This is a genomic window from Streptosporangium nanhuense, from assembly GCF_059358815.1.
This window is the reverse complement of record NZ_JCADBG010000005.1, coordinates 77,268-93,034: the sequence shown is the minus strand read 5'-3', so window position 1 is coordinate 93,034 and position 15,767 is coordinate 77,268. Positions and strand designations below refer to the sequence as shown.

The following is a 15,767-nucleotide window of genomic DNA, read 5'->3' as shown; positions in this document are numbered from 1 at the left end:
CCGGTTGGTATGGACGAGATCACCGGGGTGCGGCATGCTACAGAACATGACTCTGTTCTCGGTGGAAGGCAAGACCGTCGTCGTCACCGGCGGGTCCCGGGGCATCGGCCGGATGATCGCGGCCGGGTTCGTCGACGCGGGGGCCACGGTTTACATCTCCTCGCGGAAGGCGGCCGAGGTCGGCAAGACGGCCGCCGAGCTGGGATGCACCGCGATACCCGCCGACCTGTCCACCGAGGACGGGGTGTCCGCGTTGTTCGAGGCGGTCGCGGAGCGGGAGTCGCGGCTCGACGTGCTGGTGAACAACGCCGGGGCGACCTGGGGGGCGCCGCTGGAGGAGTATCCCGAGCAGGCCTTCGACAAGCTCTGGGGGATCAACGTCAAGGGCGTTTTCTACCTGACCCAGCGGTTCCTGCCGCTGCTGCGCGCCGCCGCGAGCCCGGAGGACCCGGCCCGGGTGATCAACATCGGCTCGGTGGACGGCATCCGGGTGCCGTCGATGGAGAACTACGCCTACTCGGCGGCCAAGGCGGCCGTGCACATGCTCACCCGGCACCTGTCCCAGCGGCTCGCCAAGGAGGCGATCACGGTCAACGCGATCGCCCCGGGGCCGTTCGAGTCGAAGATGATGGCCTTCGCGCTCGACGACCCGGCGACGCGCGCGGCGGTCGCCTCCCACGTCCCGCTGGGCAGGATCGGCAGCCCCGAGGACATGGCGGGCACCGCGATCTTCCTGTCCTCGCGCGCCGGCGCCTACCTCACCGGGGCCGTGATCCCGGTCGACGGCGGCATCTCCGGCCACGCGTAGCCCTCCACCGGCGGCCGGGGGCCTGTCAACGCCCCGGAGGACTCACCGGTGACCAGGGAGTTCCGCCGCCAGAAGCGGACTTTTCGCCCGTAAATCGATTGCTATCACTCTTAGTGACAAAAGCCCCAAAAGCACTATCCGTAACACAAGCGTAAAATTTCCCCTCTTGCCGTCATTTCTTCCAGATGACAGCTTTGCCTCATGCTGAAGCGTTTCAAGGTGATGGCACCGGCCGTGCTGGCCGTTGCCATCGCCCTTCCCGCCGGAGCCGCCCAGGCGGATCCCACCCCGGCCGCACCCCCCGTGACCACCTGTGACGCCACCCAGACTCCCCCCGCGTACAACGGCAAGGTGCCGACGCCGAAGAGCGTTCTCGGCTTCGATCTCGGTGAGCGGGAGGTCACCTCGGCCGAGTCCGACACCCTGCTCACCGCGATCGACAAGGCCAGCGACCGGGTCGTCTCCGGCACCCTGGCCACGAGCGCCGAGGGACGCCCGCTGAAGTACGCGATCGTCGGCACCTCGCACAACATCAGGAACCTGCGCGCGATCGAGACCTCGATCAAGCTGCTGCGCAACCCCCTCACCCCCGCCTCCGCGGCGAAGGTCCTCGCCAGGAACACGCCCGCGATCCTGTGGATCGCCGGAAACGTGCACGGCGGCGAGGAGAGCGGCACCGACGCGGCGCTGAGGACCCTGCACGACCTGGCCGGACGGGACGACTGCGCGGCGAAGCGCATCCTGGACAACGCCGTCGTGGTGATCCTGCCGACGCAGAACCCCGACGGCCGCGAGGCCGACACCCGGCGCAACGCCTACTCGTTCGACATGAACCGCGACTGGTTCGCGCGGACCCAGCCGGAGACCGACGGCAAGATCGAGCTGATGCGCAAGTATCCGCCGCAGCTCTTCATCGACGCCCACGAGATGGGCGGCACCGAGTACTTCTTCCCGCCGAACGCCGACCCGTTCTACCACGACATCGCCGAGCCGACGATCGACTGGATCAACAACACCTACGGCGCCGCGATGATCGACGAGTTCACCAGGCGCGGGATCCCGTTCTTCAACCGCGACGTCTACGACATGTTCTACATGGGCTACGGCGACACGGTCCCGACGACCGGGTTCAACGCGGCGGGCATGACGTTCGAGAAGGGGAACGCCTCCCCGATCGCCGCCCGCGCCTTCGAGCAGTGGCTCACCCAGTGGGTCTCGCTCTCGTCCGCGGCGGCCAAGAAGACCGAGATCCTCACCACCTGGCACCGCATGTACGCCGACGCGTTCAAGCAGGGGCTCGACGGCAAGCTGGAGCCGAACCAGGTCTACAACCCGGGCAACGAGGTCATCACCCAGGTTCCCGACCGCAAGGTGCGCCACTACTTCCTGCGCGCCGACGACCCGGCCAAGAAGGCCGAGACCGAGCTGATCGTACGGCGGCTCCAGCGCATGGACGTCCAGGTGTTCAAGCTCGCCCTGCCGCTGACGGTCAAGGACTTCAAGGCGTACGGCAGGCCCGAGGCCAGGACCACCCTGCCCAGGGGCACCTACTGGATCCCGATGGCCCAGGGCCAGAAGCACTGGGTCCAGGCCATGCTGAACGAGGACACCTACACGCCGTTCCCCTACTTCTACGACGTGACCGCGTGGAGCCTGCCGCTGCTCGGCAACGTCTCCGGCGGATCCTCCGGCCAGGTGCTGCTGCCCCTCGCGACGCCGGTCCAGCCGGTGGGCGCCCCGTCGGCCAAGGTGACCACCTCCCGCAGGATCGGGGTCCTGCAGCTGTCCGGCGGCACCGCGCAGAACGCCGCCGAGTCCTCCGGCTGGCTGCGGCACCGCCTCGACCGCGACTGGAAGCTGCCCTACACGGTGCTCACCCCGGCCGACGTCGCCGCGGGCAAGCTGACCGGGCTCGACGTGGTGCTCGTGCCCGACGGCTCGGCCAACGCGGCGAACACCACCCTCGGCGACGCCGGGCGCGCGGCGCTGCGCGACTGGGTCGGCGGTGGCGGACGGTACATCGGCTGGGCGGGCGGCACCCAGCTGGCCGTCCTGGCCGGAGTCTCCGGCGTGACGCTGACCGAGCCGACCTCGGACATCCCCGGCTCGCTCTTCAGGACCACCGTGGCCTCCGGCCCGCTGAGCAAGGGCGTCGGGTCGAGCGTCATGCAGTTCTACGCGTACGACCTGGTCATGCGCGCCGCGAACCCCGCGCACGTGGTGTCCGCCTACCCGGCCGCGAACTCACCCGACTGGTACCAGTCCGGTTTCGCGCTGGGCGCCGAGGAGCTCGGCGGGACGGCGGCGGCGGTCGACGAACCGGTGGGCGACGGTCACGCGGTGCTGTTCGCCGCCGACCCGAACTTCCGCGCCTTCACCGACGGCACGGCGAAGATCGTGTCCAACGCGATCACCGCCGACCTGCCATCCGCCTCCGCGAGGGCGCGGGCGCTCCCCTCCGCGCCCGAGGCCTCCCGGGCCGCCGCGGCCATCCCCGACCGCGGCGCGCCGATCCGCGTCACGGTCCCCGCGGCCGACCGCGACAAGGTCGTGGCGGCACTGAAGGGCTTCGGCGCCACCTGGACCGAGCAGCCCGCCACCGGCGGAGCCGTCCGGTTCACGGTCGCCAACCCCGAGGAGCTCGACCTGCACGAACACCCCTGGGCCCGGAAGCTCCCCGGTGCCCTGCGCACCGCCGGGGTCTCCCCGCTCGCGGTGGTGATGCCGCAGTAACCCTTTTCGTCAGCGGTGCGGCGCGCGTCTCCTTCCCCGGGACGCGCGCCGTCGCGTTTCGTACGGAACCTGCTCAGAGCGCCTCGGCCAGGGCGCGGGCCAGGTTGGCCGCGGCCTCGGGCGCGTACCGCAGGAACAGGTACGGCTCGGTGAGCTCGATCTCGATGAGAGCCGGGCTCCCGTCGGCCAGGCGGACCAGGTCCACCCGGGCGTAGAGCACCCCGGGGAACTCACCGAGCACCCGCTCGGCCAGCGCGAACTGGTCGGGCTCGGGAGTGCGGAGCTCCCCGTGGCCGTCCCCCTGTCCCGGCCTGCTCGCGTTCTCCACCAGCATCGCGTTACGCCGGACGGCGTGACTGAACCGGCCGCCGAAGTACAGCAGCGAGGTCTCCCCCTCGGTCTCGACCATGTCCAGGTACGGCTGGATCATCGCGGTCCGCCCGTCGGCGGCCAGCCGGGCCGCGTGGGCCTCGGCCTCCTCGCGGTCCCCGGTCCTGATCGTGTCGCGGGCCCCCGCCGAGATCGAGGGCTTGACCACGTACTCGTCCAGGACGGGAAAGTCCACGGCCTCCCCCGGCGCGACCCAGTAGGTCGGGATGATCGGCGCGTCCAGCTCCCGCAGGTAGGTCTTGTCGGTGTTGCGCTCCAGCACGGCCGCCGGATTGAGCACCCGCGTGACCGACTCCGCCCGGCGGGCCCACGCGAGGAACTCCGCCCGCCGCTCCACGTAGTCCCAGGGCGTGCGGACCACCACGGCGTCGAACGCGGCCCAGTCGACCTCGGGATCGTCCCACCGCACGATCTGCCCGGCGATCCCCTCCTCGGCCCACGCCGCGACGGCGACCTCCTTCTCGTCGTCGACCCCGTCCGGGTCGGCGAAGGTCACGTACGCCACGGAAACACCCACGGAAGCCCCTTACGTCAGCACCAAATCAATAGAAGGCACCTTACCTATGGGCGTATGACGGGTTATGGGCGGGATGTCGCGTATCTCCAGGCTGTGCGGGTGGGACCGCACGGACTCGCACGGTGCTTGACTGTGGCGGCCGCGCGGTCCGTACGCGTCGCGCTGTCCGTGCGTGTTGCGCTGTCCGTGCGTGTTGCGCTGTCCGTGCGCGCTCCGGTGGGCGGGTGCTCCGGCCGGCCGTCTCAATGGCCGCCGCGGCGGGCGAGCTGGCACCGCGAGGCGTTCTCGCCGTCGTCCTCGGCACGATCCCGCCCTTCGACGAGCAGAGCAAGCTGGACTCCATGGCCTGGACCGCCTACTACACCGGCCCGCACCGAGTTCGGATCTTCGGGTGGGCCCGAGGCTTCGGAGGCCGTTCTCAGAACGCGGACAGGTTCGCGACGACGTCCGCCGCCGGTGTGTTCCGCGACCGGTTCCAGGAGGTCCCGGCCCACAGGTGCAGCGTCTCGGCGTCCCCGCCGGCCGCCGCGGCGCGGCGCAGCGGCGTCGTCAGGTGGTGGAGCTGCGGGTAGGCCGCGGGGGCCTGGCCGGAGTACTCCGTCATGAACCGGTTGACCAGGCCGCGCGCCGGACGCCCGGTGAAGGCCCTGGTGACGGCGGTACGGGTGAAGCGGGGGTCGGTCAGCGCCGCGCGGTGGACCGCGCCGGTGCCGCTCTCGGGGCAGAGCAGGAAGGCGGTGCCCGCCGCGACCGCCACCGCTCCCGCGGACAGGACCCGGGAGACGTCGGCGGCCGAGGCGATGCCTCCGGCCGCGACCAGGGGCAGCCGTGACGCCTCCCGCACCCGGGACAGCAGGTGCTCCAGGCTCAACTCCTCGGCGTCCGCGTTGGTGAACGACCCCCGGTGCCCCCCCGCCTCCTCCCCCTGGACGCACAGCACGTCGGCCGCCGAGGCCAGCCGCGCCTCGGCCGCCGACGTCACCGTGACCATCACGGTGGTCCCCCGGTGGCGGAACGCCCGGATCAGCTCGTCCTCCGGGCAGCCGAACGTGAAACTCACCACCGCGGGCGGATCCGCCAGCAGGTCCTCGACCTTGGCCGTGAAATCGTCGTCGCCCCCACGCGGGACCCCCAGGGGGGCGCCCAGCCGCCGCGCCTCCCCCTCGATGACCCGCGCGTAGGCGTCTATCTCGGCCTGGTCGACGTCGTCGGCCGTGGGCATGAACACGTTCACCCCGAACGGGCGGGACGTGAGCTCACGCGTCTGCTTGATCTCCTGGCGCATCTGCTCGGCCGTCTTGTAGCCGGCCGCGAGGAATCCCAGGCCACCGGCCTCGGACACGGCCGCGGCCAGTTGGGGCGTGGACGCCCCACCGGCCATGGGAGCCTGTACGACCGGCAGCCCGAACGGCCACGGCATCGGATCAGACATCGGCTCCTCCTCCCCCGGCGCCCTCGTGGCCCGGCCGCCGGCTCCGCGACGATGAACGGGACCGGACGGCCACGGCACGGGCGACATCTCCATCGGCTTCTGGCAGCCTATGCCCCCGCCTGGCGCCACCTCGCTCCAGGTCAGACGTCCGGCGGTGCTCTGTCAGGCGGTTCGGCCGGGGCCGGACCGCATCGCGGACCTCGTGATCCGAGTCCCGGACAGGGGCGGGGAGCACCCGCGAAGTGGGCCACATCCCGCTCGACGCCCGGCGCTGATGTCTCGCCCCGTTCCGTCAGGGGCTCTGCGTCCCGCGAACCGGTTCCGGGTCGGGGGCGTCGACGAGGAGTTTGGCGACGGCGTCGCCGATGTCGGCGGGGTCCCAGCGGGCGCCCCGGTCGGCGCGGGGACCGTGCCGCCAGCCGTCGGCGAGGGAGAGGGCCCCGCCCTCGACCTCGAAGACCCTGCCGGTGACGTGCCGGGACTCCGCCGAGCCGAGCCAGGCCACCAGCGGGGCGACGTTGGCCGGGTGCGCGGCGTCGAAGCCGTCCGCCGGCCCGGCCGTCGCGGTGTCTTCGGTCAGCCGGGTGCGAGCGGCCGGGACGATCGCGTTCACCGTGACGCCGTAGTGGCCGAGCTCCGCCGCGGCGACCTGGCTGAGTGCCACGACGCCCGCCGTCGCCGCGGAGTAGTTGCCCTGGCCGACGCCGCCGAACAGGCCCGCCCCGGCCGAGGTGTTGATCACCCTGGCGTCCACGGGCTCGCCCGCCTCCGACCGCTCCCGCCAGTGGGCGGCCGCGTGCCGCAGCGGCAGGAAGTGGCCCTTGAGATGGACCCGGATCACGTCGTCCCACTCCTGCTCGGTCATCGAGACCAGCATCCGGTCGCGGACGAACCCGGCGTTGTTGACCAGGACGTCCAGCCGCCCGAAGGCGCTCAGCGCCGTCTTGACCAGGCGGCCCGCGCCGTCCCACTCGGTGACGTCGTCGCTGTTGGCCACGGCCCGGCCGCCCAGGTCGCGGATCTCCTCGACCACCGCCAGGGCGGGGCCCGCGGAGCGCCCGTCGCCCTCGCGCCCGGTGCCCAGGTCGTTGACCACGACCCTGGCTCCCTGCCCGGCGAACTCCAGGGCGTGCTCCCTGCCGATGCCTCGCCCCGCGCCGGTCACGATCACCACACGCCCGTCACAGATCCCGCGCATGCCAGGGCCCCTTTCGCCACGATCATGCAGAGTTTCCCGGTTGTTCACCTTTCATGTCTAGATGTGCTCCCGCACCGCGCCGGACTTCGAGGCGTCAGTTCACGGTGAGGCCGCGTCCGGCGAGGATGAGGGCGGCCTGGGTGGGGCTGATGACCGCTCCGCGCAGCGACCGGAGGCGGGTGTCGTCGACCTCGCCGAGGTCGGCACCGCGCAGGTCCGCCTTGGTGAAGACCGTCTCGACGATCCGGGCGCCGATCACGCGGCAGTCCTCGAACACGGTCTTGGTGAAGTCGCAGCCCGACAGGTTGGCGTCGTCGAAGCGGACGCCCCGCAGGTGGAGGCCCCGGAGCGAGCAGCCGGTGAGGTCGGCCAGCGCCAGGTTGGAGCCGTCGAACCGGTAGCCGGTGCCCCGGCAGGCGGACAGCACCGCTCCGATCATGCGGCAGCCGGTGAAGGTGACGTCGGTGAGCAGGGCCAGCTCGAATCGCGCGCCCGACAGGTCGACGTCGGTGAAGGTCGCGTCGACGAGCTCGGCGTTCGCGAACCTGAGCCCCGCTCCCCCTCCGCCGGAGAAACGCGCCCCGTCGAGGTCCGCGCGGCGGAAGTCGGCCCCCTCCAGCACGCACTTCTCGAACGAGGCCTCCACCAGCGACGCCCCGGTGAGGTCCGCGCCGGTGAGGTCGCACTCCCTGAACACGTAGGGCCCGTCATCGGTCAGGTGATCGCCGAGCGAGAGCCCCGACAGATCGACCCCGTGGATCTCCCGCTGGTCCGCCAGCAACTGTGCCGCATCCATCCCGCGATTCAAGCAGCCCGCCCTGACAGAATCCTCGGCGCCGTACCCCGGGGAAGCGCCGTACGCCGGGAGGTCGCCGTATCCCGAGGAGAGCGGGCCCGGTCAGGTGGTGCCCGTGTCTCCGGCGAGGAGCTCGGCGGCGGCCTGGCCGCAGACGCGGGCGGCCCCGTGGGTGGCGATGTGGACGGCGCCCAGGTCGGAGCGGCCCGGCAACCCCATCTCCACCACGACGGCGTCGGCGCGGGCGGCCAGCAGGTGCCGGAGCGCGTCGGCCTGCCAGGGGTGGCGGTGCGCGTCGCGGACGACGATGACCAGGGGGCGCTCGGCCGCCGCGGCGAGCACGGCCTCGATGGCGCCTCCGGTGGCCGTGGGGGCGGTCAGCCTGGTGACCGTGGTGCCGGGCAGGAGCTTGCCGAGCGGCTCGCCGACGCCCCACGGGGTGTCCTTCTCGATGGCGAGGTTCATCTCGGGGGCGAGCTCGACGACGTGCGGCGGGGCGGGCAGGGGGAACACCGCGGCCGAGGAGCGGCGGGTGATCCGCAGTGCCCGCCGGGCGGCGGCCAGGCCGATCGACGGGGCGCCCGGAGCGCCGGAGAGGCCCGAAGGCGCGTTCCGGTGGGCGGTCGTGGTCCAGAGGGCGAGCTCGCAGACGCGCCGGGAGGCGTCGGCGAGGCGCTCCTCGGAGAGCCTGCCCTCGATCACGGCGTCCACGATCGCGTCGCGGATGCCGATCGCGGTCTCCTCCCCCGCGTGCTCGCCGCCCACGCAGATCGCGTCGGCGCCCGCGGCGACGGCGAGGACCGAGGCCCCGCCGATGCCGTACGGGCCGGAGACGGCGGCCATCTCGATGCCGTCGGTGACGATGACGCCCTCGAAGCCGAGTTCGACCCTGAGCAGGTCGTGCAGGACCGGGCGGCTGAGGGTGGCGGGCATCGCGGGGTCCAGGGCGGGGACGAGCAGGTGCCCGGTCATGACCGTGCGCACCCCCTGCTCGACGGCCGTGCGAAAGGGCCGCAGCGCCACGTCGTGCAGCTCTCCGAGGGAGGCGGCGACGAGCGGCACGCCGTGGTGGGAGTCGACCGAGGTGTCGCCGTGGCCGGGGAAGTGCTTGGCGCAGGCGGCCACCCCCGCCGACTGCATCCCCCGTACCCAGGCGGCGGTGTGCCGGGCGACGAGGTCGGGGTCCGCGCCGAAGGAGCGCAGGCCGATGACCGGGTTGTCGGGATTGGAGTTCACGTCGGCCGAGGGGGCGAAGTTGAGGTTGACGCCCGCCCGGGCCAGGTCGCGGCCGAGGTCGGCGGCGAGCTCCTCGGTGAGGCCGACGTCATCGGCCACGCCGAGGGCGAAGTTGCCGGGCCGGGTGCTCCCGCCCACCGCCTCCAGGCGGGTGACCTCACCGGACTCCTCGTCGATGCCGACCAGGACCTGGGGGTTCTCCTCGCGGAGCGCGGCCGTGAGATCGGCCACCTGGGAGGGGGTGGCGATGTTCCTGGAGAACAGCACCACCCCGGCCAGCCCCTCGCCGAGCCGGCGTCGGAGCCAGTCGGGCGGGGTCTTGCCCTCGAAGCCGGGGAAGACGACCGTCTCCGCCAGACGGAGCAGCTCTGGGCCGCGCTTCATTCACCCCTCCTCGCCTGACGGCCGGTCGGCGTTCCTGCCGAAGACGCGCAGACACCACGTTGCGAACCGGACCCCTGGGGAAAGCGCTCCCACAGCGGCTCTGCGCAAATCTAATAGGAAAGTTTCCTAATTGCTAGTGGGCTGACCATAGGCCTTTGGCTCAGGATTTTGCGGCCGGGGACGATGGACGGGGTCGAGATCCGCTGGTACGGAGCCGAGAACGCGGCCGTCCGCGTACGCCGTCACCCGCGCGAGACGACGGATCCGCCGACGGCACCGGCGAATCCGGTCCTACGGCAGGCGGAACCGGCGGTTCCGTCCGCACGGCCGGGTGACGCCGGAATCCGTCCGGCCGGCCCGCGCCCGGCGCGGGGTCCCCCTCTCGGCGACCCGCCCGGTACGGACCGCGTCGGCGACGCCCCCGTGGCGGACGTGGCGGGTGCCCGGCCGGAGCCAGGAACGGGAATGAGCTGGCGCGTTCCGGTGAACAAGCGATTGCGCAAGGGCTCATAATGGTGCGGTGAACACGCGAAAGAACTCCGGCGGCGCGACCACGACCCCGGTCAAGCGGCAGGGCGGGACCAGGCGCGCGGCCACATCCGGCCCCGCCTCGGAGCGCCGCGACCATCTCGTCAAACTCGCCGCCGAGCTCTTCGCCCGCAAGGGCTTCCAGGCGACCACCGTCCGGGAGATCGCGGAGGAGGCGGGCATCCTCTCGGGAAGCCTCTACCACCACTTCGACTCCAAGGAGACGATCGTCGACGAGGTGCTGACCACCTTCCTCGACGACCTCGTCGGCCGCTACCGCACCGCCCTGGACCAGAACGGCGACCCCCGCACGATCCTCTCAGAGATGGTGCGCATCGGGTTCAGCACGCTGGAGCCGCACCGCGCGGCGATCACCGTCATGCAGAACGACTGGAACTACCTGAGGTCGCTGCCCGGCGACCGCTTCGACTACCTGGTCAAGGCCGAGGACGAGGTCGAGCGCATGTGGGTCGAGCAGATCAAGCTCGGCCAGGCCGAGGGCCTGTTCCGCGCCGACGTCGACCCCAAGCTCACCTACCGCATGATCCGCGACACCATCTGGGTGGCGGTGCGCTGGTTCCGCCCCGGGGGCCGTCTCAACACCACCGGCCTCGCCGAGCACTACATCACCGTCCTGTTCGACGGCCTGGCGACCGGCGAGCGGAGCAGCCAGAAGGCATGACGCCCGCGGAACCCGGCGCGGCGAGCGGCTCGGCCTGTGAGAATCAAGCGTCCGCGAAGCGAACGGGAAGTGGTGGGCGAGCATGGAGATACTGCAGAAGGCCGTGCGGATGGCGCTCACCGACGTGGCCGACCCCGCCAAGGCCCCGATCATGCAGGCCTACATGAAGTCGTCGATGCCGTTCCTCGGCGTGCAGGCCGCCCCCCGCCGCGCCGCGCTGAAGCGGGTCTTCGCCGACTACCCCGTCGACGCGGCGTCCGCGTGGCGGGAGGCGACGCTGGCGCTGTGGCGCGGGGCCGAGTACCGCGAGGAGCGCTACGCGGCGATCGAGCTGTCCGGCTTCCGCCTCTACCGCGCCTTCCAGACGCTCGACGCGCTGCCGATGTACGAGGAGATGATCGTCACCGGGGCCTGGTGGGACTACGTCGACGAGCTCGCCGTCCACCGCGTCGGCGGCCTGCTCGCGGCCTTCCCCGACACCATGCGCCCCCTCATGCTCCGCTGGGCCCGCGGCACCGACCTGTGGAAGCGCCGCACCGCCATCCTCAGCCAGAACCGTTTCAAGTCCGCCACCGACACCGGCCTGCTGTACGCCTGCATCGAGCCCAGCCTGTCCGACAACGACTTCTTCGCCCGCAAGGCGATCGGCTGGGCCCTGCGCGAGTACGCCAAGACGAACCCCGGCGAGGTCGTCCGCTACGTCGACCACACCCGCATCAGCGGCCTGAGCCGCCGCGAGGCCCTGAAGAACCTCCCGGCCCGATGACCCGGGAACCCGCGCTTCATCCGTTCATGTCTTGAGACGAACGACGATTCCGATGACCACTGCCCGCGGAGCGGCCGCTACGGGAAGAGGTCGAGTCGCGACACCGGGCGCTCACAGAAGTCGATGATGTCGGCGGTCCACGTGGTCGCCTCGTCGAGCTCGTCGCCGGTGACCGCCTCGCTGGGCTGACCGGAGTATTCGAGAACGTTCCTTCTGCGCCGCATGTGGTCCAGACGGCCTCCCTGGTCTGCCCGAACTGAGCGGCGACGGCCTCCCCTGAGGGCGATGTGACCACCGGCGGACGTGGCACGCAGCCCCTGAGCCTGCAGGATCGCGGCCGAAGCCTTCCTCGCGGCGTCGTAACAGAGGGTGTAGGCGCCGTCGGGGTCGGTGTCACGGATCAACTCCACCGATTCGAGGTGGCTTCACGCCGATTCGAGCATCGACTCGGCCATGTGATCGGCCAGAGGGACCCGCTGGAGCTCACGATTGTCAAGAAGCTTGCGGATCGCGGCTTCGCCGATGGTCCACTGCACCGGCGGTCTCCCTCTCGACCTCCACGACGACCGTCGGCCCGTTCGCGATCTCACGGAGCAGGCCTTCGCCGCCAGAGTCCCAAGCGGATACGCTCCGTAACACCGGATTCACGGAAATGCCCAGACGGCGCTCGGCTCGCTCCGCCGCGTCGCATACATCCCCCCGGGATGGCGAGCCGACGACCAGGAGGTCCACGTCGTTGGGCTGCGGGCCGGGCCGGCCGTGGTAGCGCGCGGCCCAGGAGCCGAAGATGACGAGCCGTTCGACCCCTGACAGCGACGCGAACTCCTCCGAGATGATCGCGGGAGGACCGAAGGTGACGGCCAGCAGCTGCGCCAGCGGTCGCGAGGCGGCGGTCTCGGTGTTGGCTCCGACGAGCCGGGCCCTGCCGATCCTGCGTTCCCGGAGGAGACCGGCGCGCACGAGGCGATGAACCTCGCGCTGGACCGTGGGAAGGGGAGAACCGAGGACCTCGGCCAGATCGGTGATCGTGGATTCGTCGTCGGCGGCCAGGAACAGGTGGGCCAGCAGGCGGGCCTGGAGTCGCGACCGGAAGATGGGCATGAGCTCGGGAGCCAACGCTCTCATACAGCTGACGACAACTCTCGTTATTCGAGAACGTCAACGACGCCTGCCGGGGTGTCGCGGAGAAGGGCCCCGGCGGGGTGGGGTGCCGCCGGGGCCTCGGGCGGTCAGCTGATCTTGAAGGGGTCCCCGTAGACCTTCCAGGACAGCGGGGTGTCGAGGTCGAGGTTGCCCTTGTTGAGGAAGACCCGCTGGGCGGTGTCGACGCGGCTGGTGTCCTCGTGGGCCTCCTCGGCCCTCATGGCGACCTTGCGGGCGTCGAGGAAGGCGTGCAGGTACTTCGTCTCGTCGCCGCCCTGGGCGGGGGACTTCGCCTTCTTCAGGGCGTTCTTGCGGATCGCGCCGAAGCTCTGGGGGTCGGTGCCGCCGCCGTGCATGACGATGGCGTCGTAGTAGGCGAACTGCCCGAGGGCGCGCAGGCCGTCCTTCCTGGCCTGGTCGACCGCGGGGTTGAAGTAGACCCGGTCGCGCTCGTCGTTCTGGGCCTGCTGGAAGACCGTGTCCTTGGCGGCGGTGGCCCAGTCCTTGGTGTAGTTGGGGTCGAGGCCCTTGTGGGAGGCGGTGCCGTCGACCTTGCGCAGGGCGGGAAGATACCTGGCGAGCACGTTCCCCGGCTTGAGCCGGGTGTAGCGCTCGACGAGGTCGAGCATGTCACCGGTGCCGGAGCAGAAGCCGATGATGCCCGCGGTGTAGCCGCGGCCGTCCTTGATGTCCTCGATGTACTTGTACTGCGCCTTCCAGTTCAGCGAGGAGTTCTCCGCGCTGGACACCAGTTGCATGGCGATGTCCTTCTTGCGCGGGTCGGTGAGGTCGACCGCCGCAGAGGACGCCGAGGACGCCGACAGACCGGCGGGCACCGCCGCGGGCACCACCGCGGATCCCGCCGCGAGGGAGAGCGCCACGGTGTGCCCGGCACCGGCGGAGGCGATCAGGACCGGGACGGCGACCGCGGCCGAGGCCAGCAGGAGGCGCGGGGTGCGGCGGCCGGAGCGGGGGTTCGACGAGAAGGGCACGTGTCTCTCCAGGAAAGGGGATGGAGGAACGCCCGGAGGCTCTCCGGAGAAGGGGGAACACCCCTGCGTGGGGGCTCTCCGGGACGGGGGCGAGGAGCGCGGGCGGACAGAGGATACGGGGGTCGAGGAGATGGCGCCGGGCGAGGGAGCCCGCGCCGCTCATTAGGAAACTTTCCTAACGAACCTACTCCTCACCACTCCCCATACGTCAACCCGTCCGCGCCGGAGGAACCTGAAGACAGCCTTATGGAAGGCTCAAGCGGACCTACTTGAGCGCGCCCGCGGTGAGGCCCTTCTGGATCTGGCTCTGGAAGAGCGTGTAGACGATCAGCATCGGCAGGATGGCCATGCTCAGCGCGGCGAACAGGGCCGACCAGTCGGCGTCGTAGCCCGCGGCCGTGGAGATGTCGGCGATGCCCTGGGTGAGCACCCACTTGTCCCGGTCGGAGTTGAGCAGCACCAGGGGCAGCTGGTACTGGTTCCACTGGCCGAGCACGTTGAAGATGGTCACGCTGACGATGCCCGGCTTGGCCATCGGCAGCATGATCTGGAAGAACACCCGGGCGTGCGAGGCCCCGTCCACGAAGGCCGCCTCGGCCACCGCCCCCGGCAGCGTCCTGAAGAAGGCCGCGAGGAAGAAGACGGTGAAGGGCAGCGAGTAGGCGATGTAGACGAGTATCAGCCCGCCGTGCGTGTTCAGGCCGATGAACGGGCCGATCACCGGGACCGCCCCCATGTTCTGCACGACGAAGAACAGCGGGGTCAGCGCCAGGTAGACCGGGAAGGCCAGGCCGGAGACGAACAGCAGATAGATCGACCGGTTGCCCCGGAAGCGGTAGCGGGCCAGCACGTACGCGGCCATCGAGCCGAACAGCATCGTGCCGAAGGTGCCGAAGGCCACCACCACGACGCTGTTGATCATGTACTGGCCGATGTGCGCCTGCTCCCAGGCGCGGGCCCAGTTGTCGAGGCGCAGGGACGCCGGCAGCGACCAGGCGTCGCCGAAGATCTCGTCCTCGCTCTTCACCGACGCGAGGAACGTCCACACGATCGGCACGACCACCAGGACCGTCCAGACCAGCAGCGCGACGTGCGTCAGGGCCGACAGGGGTCCCAGGCGCCTCCTGCGCTCCTCGCGGGCGAGGGCCCTGCTCGGGGAAATCACGACGTCCGCCACTAGAACTCGATCCGCTCACGCCGCGACAGGCGCAGGGCCAGCGCCGCGAACCCGATGGTGAAGAAGAACAGCACCACGCCCATCGCGGAGGCGTAGCCGAACTTGAAGTACTGGAAGGCGGTGCGGTAGATCTCCGCCGCCATCACGGTCGTGGAGTGGTCGGGGCCGCCGTGCTCGGCCGTCATCACCCACACGATGGCGAAGACGTCCAGCGCGGCGATGCCGAGATAGACCCAGCCGACCTGGATGGTGTCCCACAGCAGCGGCAGCGTGACCCGCAGGAACAGCTGCGGCCCCCCGGCGCCGTCGATCGCCGCCGCCTCGAACAGGTCGCGCGGGATGGAGGCGATGCCCGCCGAGAAGAGCACCACGTAGAAGCCGACCGCCTGCCAGACCAGCACGGCGAGGATCGACCAGAACGCGACGTCGGTGCTGGACAGGAAGCCGACCGGCTCGAACCCCAGGGCGATGAGCGGCGCGTTGAGCATGCCGCTGCGGTCGGGCCTGAAGACCTGCTGGAACAGGACGGCGACCACGGCGACGGCCAGCACCTGGGGGAAGAAGAACACCACGCGGTAGAACTTCGACCCCCAGATGCCCCCGGTGCCACCCCGCCCGCCCGCGTTGAGCAGGAAGGCGAAGAAGAGCGCGATCCCCAGCGTGAGGACCGGCATCAGGATCAGCAGGACGAGGTTGTGCCTGACCGCCTGCCAGAACACGTTGTCGGCCAGCAGCCGCTGGAAGTTCTCCAGGCCCACGAGGCGCGGGCTCGCGTTCACCCCGCGCCAGTCGGTGAACGCGATGTAGAAGGCCTGTGCGTAGGGCGCGATCACGTAGATCAGGTAGAGCGTCACGGGGATCGCGAGGAACCCCGCGACGAACCGTGTCCTGCCGTGGTTCATCCCGGCTTACCGTTCCCTCGGTGGCGCGCCGCCGCCCGGCGGCGCCGTCGCGACATGCCTCATGACCTGGTCGTCCTTCCCCG

General features: G+C 70.9%; 14 protein-coding genes. 4 read left to right on the top strand and 10 right to left on the bottom strand.

Annotated features, from left to right (window positions below):
- Window positions 1–46: 46 nt before the first annotated feature.
- Window positions 47–808, top strand: coding sequence for an SDR family oxidoreductase (locus AC5L38_RS12150; protein ID WP_495242868.1), 762 nt, complete (start codon window positions 47–49; stop codon window positions 806–808).
- Between the two features lie 201 nt (window positions 809–1,009).
- Complete coding sequence (locus AC5L38_RS12145) at window positions 1,010–3,541, top strand: M14 family zinc carboxypeptidase (protein ID WP_495242867.1); 2,532 nt, start codon at window positions 1,010–1,012, stop codon at window positions 3,539–3,541.
- Window positions 3,542–3,614: 73 nt separating this feature from the next.
- On the opposite strand, the gene AC5L38_RS12140 is transcribed toward AC5L38_RS12145, so the two are convergent.
- From AC5L38_RS12140 to AC5L38_RS12120, 5 genes are all read right to left on the bottom strand, one after another.
- The gene (locus AC5L38_RS12140) at window positions 3,615–4,448 is read right to left on the bottom strand and encodes an ATP-grasp domain-containing protein (protein WP_495242866.1); all 834 of its coding nucleotides are present in this window, start codon (window positions 4,446–4,448) and stop codon (window positions 3,615–3,617) included.
- A gap of 418 nt (window positions 4,449–4,866) precedes the next feature.
- Window positions 4,867–5,880: a nitronate monooxygenase gene (locus AC5L38_RS12135; protein ID WP_495242865.1), complete on the bottom strand. Its 1,014-nt coding sequence runs from the start codon at window positions 5,878–5,880 to the stop codon at window positions 4,867–4,869.
- A gap of 292 nt (window positions 5,881–6,172) precedes the next feature.
- The gene (locus AC5L38_RS12130) at window positions 6,173–7,078 is read right to left on the bottom strand and encodes an SDR family oxidoreductase (protein ID WP_495242864.1); all 906 of its coding nucleotides are present in this window, start codon (window positions 7,076–7,078) and stop codon (window positions 6,173–6,175) included.
- Window positions 7,079–7,172: 94 nt separating this feature from the next.
- The gene (locus AC5L38_RS12125) at window positions 7,173–7,874 is read right to left on the bottom strand and encodes a pentapeptide repeat-containing protein (RefSeq protein WP_495242863.1); all 702 of its coding nucleotides are present in this window, start codon (window positions 7,872–7,874) and stop codon (window positions 7,173–7,175) included.
- 102 nt (window positions 7,875–7,976) lie between these two features.
- Window positions 7,977–9,494 (bottom strand): glycoside hydrolase family 3 protein, encoded by a 1,518-nt coding sequence (locus tag AC5L38_RS12120; RefSeq protein ID WP_495242862.1) that lies wholly within the window; start codon window positions 9,492–9,494, stop codon window positions 7,977–7,979.
- A gap of 520 nt (window positions 9,495–10,014) precedes the next feature.
- On the opposite strand from AC5L38_RS12120, the gene AC5L38_RS12115 reads away from it, so the two are divergent.
- Window positions 10,015–10,704, top strand: coding sequence for a TetR/AcrR family transcriptional regulator (locus AC5L38_RS12115; RefSeq protein ID WP_495242861.1), 690 nt, complete (start codon window positions 10,015–10,017; stop codon window positions 10,702–10,704).
- Window positions 10,705–10,786: 82 nt separating this feature from the next.
- The gene (locus AC5L38_RS12110; protein WP_495242860.1) at window positions 10,787–11,470 is read left to right on the top strand and encodes a DNA alkylation repair protein; all 684 of its coding nucleotides are present in this window, start codon (window positions 10,787–10,789) and stop codon (window positions 11,468–11,470) included.
- 77 nt (window positions 11,471–11,547) lie between these two features.
- Here AC5L38_RS12110 and AC5L38_RS12105 read toward each other — a convergent pair whose 3' ends face one another.
- The 5 genes from AC5L38_RS12105 to AC5L38_RS12085 form a co-directional block, all read right to left on the bottom strand.
- The gene (locus AC5L38_RS12105; protein WP_495242859.1) at window positions 11,548–11,880 is read right to left on the bottom strand and encodes a hypothetical protein; all 333 of its coding nucleotides are present in this window, start codon (window positions 11,878–11,880) and stop codon (window positions 11,548–11,550) included.
- An 82-nt stretch (window positions 11,881–11,962) separates the two neighbouring features.
- On the bottom strand, window positions 11,963–12,586 hold the full coding sequence (locus AC5L38_RS12100) for a helix-turn-helix domain-containing protein (protein WP_495242858.1): 624 nt from the start codon (window positions 12,584–12,586) through the stop codon (window positions 11,963–11,965).
- 113 nt (window positions 12,587–12,699) lie between these two features.
- Window positions 12,700–13,605 carry a chitosanase gene (locus AC5L38_RS12095; protein WP_495242857.1) on the bottom strand — a complete coding sequence of 302 codons (906 nt, stop codon included), beginning with the start codon at window positions 13,603–13,605 and terminating at the stop codon, window positions 12,700–12,702.
- Window positions 13,606–13,870: 265 nt separating this feature from the next.
- Entirely contained in the window at window positions 13,871–14,770 is a 900-nt protein-coding gene (locus AC5L38_RS12090; RefSeq protein ID WP_495242856.1) for a carbohydrate ABC transporter permease, read from the bottom strand.
- A gap of 11 nt (window positions 14,771–14,781) precedes the next feature.
- Window positions 14,782–15,684 (bottom strand): carbohydrate ABC transporter permease, encoded by a 903-nt coding sequence (locus tag AC5L38_RS12085; RefSeq protein WP_495242855.1) that lies wholly within the window; start codon window positions 15,682–15,684, stop codon window positions 14,782–14,784.
- Window positions 15,685–15,767 lie beyond the last annotated feature (83 nt).

Coding starts and splice junctions, on each gene's coding strand:
- AC5L38_RS12110 (WP_495242860.1), top strand. CDS start 10,787: ATGGAGATACTGCAGAAGGCCGTGCGGATGGCGCTCACCGACGTGGCC.
- AC5L38_RS12150 (WP_495242868.1), top strand. CDS start 47: ATGACTCTGTTCTCGGTGGAAGGCAAGACCGTCGTCGTCACCGGCGGG.
- AC5L38_RS12145 (WP_495242867.1), top strand. CDS start 1,010: ATGCTGAAGCGTTTCAAGGTGATGGCACCGGCCGTGCTGGCCGTTGCC.
- AC5L38_RS12130 (WP_495242864.1), bottom strand. CDS start 7,078: ATGCGCGGGATCTGTGACGGGCGTGTGGTGATCGTGACCGGCGCGGGG.
- AC5L38_RS12125 (WP_495242863.1), bottom strand. CDS start 7,874: ATGGATGCGGCACAGTTGCTGGCGGACCAGCGGGAGATCCACGGGGTC.
- AC5L38_RS12135 (WP_495242865.1), bottom strand. CDS start 5,880: ATGTCTGATCCGATGCCGTGGCCGTTCGGGCTGCCGGTCGTACAGGCT.
- AC5L38_RS12085 (WP_495242855.1), bottom strand. CDS start 15,684: ATGAACCACGGCAGGACACGGTTCGTCGCGGGGTTCCTCGCGATCCCC.
- AC5L38_RS12120 (WP_495242862.1), bottom strand. CDS start 9,494: ATGAAGCGCGGCCCAGAGCTGCTCCGTCTGGCGGAGACGGTCGTCTTC.